Annotated in this window: 5 protein-coding genes; all 5 read left to right on the forward strand. The window is 60.1% G+C overall.

Features of this window, described 5'->3' with window-relative positions; translation table 11 throughout:
* Positions 1-633: GspH/FimT family pseudopilin (locus PF446_RS00910; protein WP_298068782.1), on the forward strand; the 633-nt coding region annotated here is incomplete at its 5' end.
* Positions 624-1,124, forward strand: coding sequence for a type IV pilus modification protein PilV (gene pilV, locus PF446_RS00915; protein WP_298068785.1), 501 nt, complete (start codon positions 624-626; stop codon positions 1,122-1,124). The genes PF446_RS00910 and pilV, both read left to right, overlap by 10 nt.
* Positions 1,121-2,191, forward strand: coding sequence for a prepilin-type N-terminal cleavage/methylation domain-containing protein (locus PF446_RS00920; protein WP_298068787.1), 1,071 nt, complete (start codon positions 1,121-1,123; stop codon positions 2,189-2,191). Before pilV ends, PF446_RS00920 begins: the two co-directional genes overlap by 4 nt.
* A gap of 109 nt (positions 2,192-2,300) precedes the next feature.
* Positions 2,301-2,852 (forward strand): PilX N-terminal domain-containing pilus assembly protein, encoded by a 552-nt coding sequence (locus PF446_RS00925; protein ID WP_298068789.1) that lies wholly within the window; start codon positions 2,301-2,303, stop codon positions 2,850-2,852.
* A gap of 163 nt (positions 2,853-3,015) precedes the next feature.
* Positions 3,016-3,467: hypothetical protein (locus PF446_RS00930; protein ID WP_298068791.1), on the forward strand; the 452-nt coding region annotated here is incomplete at its 3' end.

Genomic DNA, 3,467 nt, shown 5'->3' on the forward strand with positions numbered 1-3,467 from the left:
TACATGATCCGCTTCCACACGTCACGGTGCGCCGACTGCGTGTCGCCGCATTCCGCTTCTGCTGATGGTCCCGCTGCATCGTCCGCGGGGTCTGTGCGTCGTGGCGCGCGCGGATTCACCCTGATCGAACTCATGGTAACGCTGGCGGTTGCCGGCGTTTTGATGATGATCGCCATTCCCAGCTTCAAGAAGATCACATTGTCGAACCGCCTGACCACGGCCGCCAATGACCTGGTCGACTCGCTCAACACCGCGCGCATGGAGGCGATCAAGCGCAACGATTACGCACAGTTCTGCAGCAATGTGGCCGCCAACAACGGTGGAGACACGCTGGGTCTGGCTTGCGGCAGCGAAGCGGGTGCGGTCTATCTGCTCGAAACCTCCACCACCACGTTCAAGGCGCACGCGGGCAGTACCAACCTCGTGATGCCGTTGCAGCTGGTCAGCCCCATCAACGCGGTGCGATTCGATGGGCAGGGTATCGGACATCAAGTCATCGGCGGCACTGGGGTGATGTCAAACACCGTGGCCGACATCTGTACCAGCGAGCTCAGCTCCGACAATCACCGCAAGATCATCATCACCACCGGAACCATCGTTACCACCACGACCAGCTCGGGGACATGTCCGTGATCAACAGCCGCCCGAATCCACTGATCTTCGGCTTGCGCCGTTCGTCTTGCTGCAGCAGGCAGCGGGGCGTCGGCCTGATCGAGGTCATGATCGCCGTCCTGATCCTGTCGATCGGTTTTCTTGGTGTCGGCGCATTGCTGGCCGTGTCGCTTTCGACCAACAACAGCGCCATGGCTCGCAGCATGGCCACGATCAGCAGCTACTCGATACTGGACAGCATGCGTGCCGACATCCTCAATGCAAAAGCGGGAAGCTACAACGGAACCGTTGTAGCCACTGCCTGCCCCGCTGCCGGGGGCACGCTTGCCAGCGTCCAGCTCAATGCATGGTGCACCCAACTGGGCGAGAAGCTGGGGGTATCGGCCAGCACGAAAGGCGATGTGCAGTGCCTGGCCTCCGGGTCCTGCACGATCACCATCACCTTTGATGACAGTCGTTCGGGCAAGGGCGGAAGCAACGCGCAGCAAGTCATCACCAGGGCCATGTTATGAGCAACGTCATTTCCATTTGCCGAACGGGTTCGCGGCGATTGCCGCGTCCGATCACGTCCGTTTCGGGCTTCAGTCTGATCGAACTGATGATAGCCATGGTACTCGGACTCATCGTGATTGCCGGTGCCGGTAGCGTGTTCCTGGCCAGTTCCAGAACCTACCGTACCAATCAGGCATTGAGTGATGTGCAGACCAATTCCCGCATTGCCTTCGAATTGCTTGCCATGGATCTGCGTGATGCCGGGCTTTCCGGCTGCACCGACAATGGACAGGTGGCCAATGTGCTGAGCAACGGCCCCAACAATGGCGGAATCGACTGGTGGGCCAATTGGAACAATGCCGTGCATGGCTATACCGGCACGCAAGCCGATCCGGCTGTCGCCTTCGGCACGGCCGCGGGCGAGCGAGTGGCGGGCACCGATTCAGTGCAGATACTGGGGGCAGGTGAGTCCTCGCTGAGCGTGCAGACCGATGACGTGAATGCCGCAAGTTTCAAGATGAATGCAACCAGCACGGACCTGGCCGCTGGGGACATCATCCTGGTTTGCGATCCTGGACACGCGGCCCTGCTCCAGGTCACCACCTACAGCTCTTCCACCGCGACCTTGACACACGGCACCGGCAATGGCGTTACCAGCCCGGGCAACTGCTCGAAGGGGCTGGGATTCCCCACGGTCTGTACCTCCAATGGAAACGCGGATCCGTTCGGACCCAATTCGCAGATTTCTATATTGTCGGCTGACGACTGGTATATCGGAAACTATGTCGATGCCAGTACCGGCGTCAAGGGGAAATCGCTGTACCGCATCAGTCTCAATATTTCCGGAGGCAAAGCCACGCCCACGGCGCAGGAGATGGTGCGCAACGTCACCGCAATGACGCTGACCTATCACCAGACCGGAAACGTCAACTTCGTGGATGCATCCAGTGTCGCCAACTGGGCAGCAGTCGACGCCGTTCGCGTACAGCTGACCCTGCAAAGTACCGACCAGCGCGCGAGTACCGATGTGAAACCGATTTCCCGTGTATTCACCGCCACCACCACATTGCGCAATAGGGTGAATTGAGATGACTGCGCTTCGCACGCACCAGCGTCCCCAGGCAACAGGTCCGCTTCGCACGGATGCGTCGTGCCGAACGAATTTCAGTGTGGCTGAGGGCTCCCGTATCGGGCGCATGCACCCAGTCACCTTCAGGTCCCGTCAAGACGGCGTGGCTCTGGTGGTGGCGCTGTTGTTGCTCGTGGTCATCACGCTGGTCGGGTTTGCCGCCGTGCGCGGCACGATCGTCCAGCAGAAGCTGGCTTCCAACATGTATGACCGGGAAGTGGCTTTCCAGTCTGCGGAAGCGGCCTTGCGCGAGGGTGAAATCGCGGTCCAGGCCGCTGCGTCTGCATCCGCCTTCTACGACTGCTCGCCAACCAGCGGCAACAAGTGTCTGCCCAACGGCCTGGATGATCCCAACGTGCCCGCCAGTTCGGTGGTTACGGTGTCAACCGGATCCTACGATGCCGGTGCGATTGCTGCAGCGCAGCCTGAATACGTGGTCGAGTACCTGGGTAACTTCACGGTACCCAAGTCCAAGGTGACCCAAATGTCGAATTGCTCAGGCTATGCGCCGTGCGGGCAACTGTCGAAGGCGGATTTCTTCAAAATCACGGCTCGCAGTGGTCCGGCAGACGTGCAGGATCGCGCATCGGTCACGCTTCAGTCGATCTATCGAAAATAAAGCATGCCGTGCAATGGGTCGGATGCGCTGCATTGCGATGGCAAGTATGAAAAAGATTCGGGGACCTTCTTGATCGTGGGGACCTGCCGCAAGACTCGTTGAAAAGTGAATGACTTTCCGCCGGCTTACGTCCGGTCCGTACATCGAGTAAATGGAAACTGCCATGAACGCCAAATCCGCACGAATCGTTGCCGTCGTCGCTGCCCTGCTTTTTGCGGGTTCGGCGCTCGCCACGACGACGTATACGGACAATTTCACCGGCGCGTCGAGCTCGCTCAACTGGAAGGCGCTCGATTATGCGTGCCTGACCGCCGGAAACGGCTCGGGCAGCATTCCTGCATGCGCCCAGTATCATGATTCGGTGGGGAACGGCGCATTGCGGCTGACCCCTGCACAGAACGATCAGACCGGCGCGATTCTGTCCGATTTCAGCTTCCCGTCCAGCCAGGGCATGCAGGTCACCTTCACGACCTATACCTATGGCGGGAACTACGGCGGCACGGCCCACGACGGCGCGGACGGCATCTCGTTTTTCCTGACCGACGGCAGCAAGCCGTTGCCCGATACTGCCGGTGCGCTGGGCGGCAGCCTGGGCTACAGCTGCTCCAACGTCAA

This window comes from Oleiagrimonas sp. (assembly GCF_027858935.1).
In the GTDB taxonomy this organism is placed as follows: Bacteria; Pseudomonadota; Gammaproteobacteria; order Xanthomonadales; family Rhodanobacteraceae; genus Oleiagrimonas.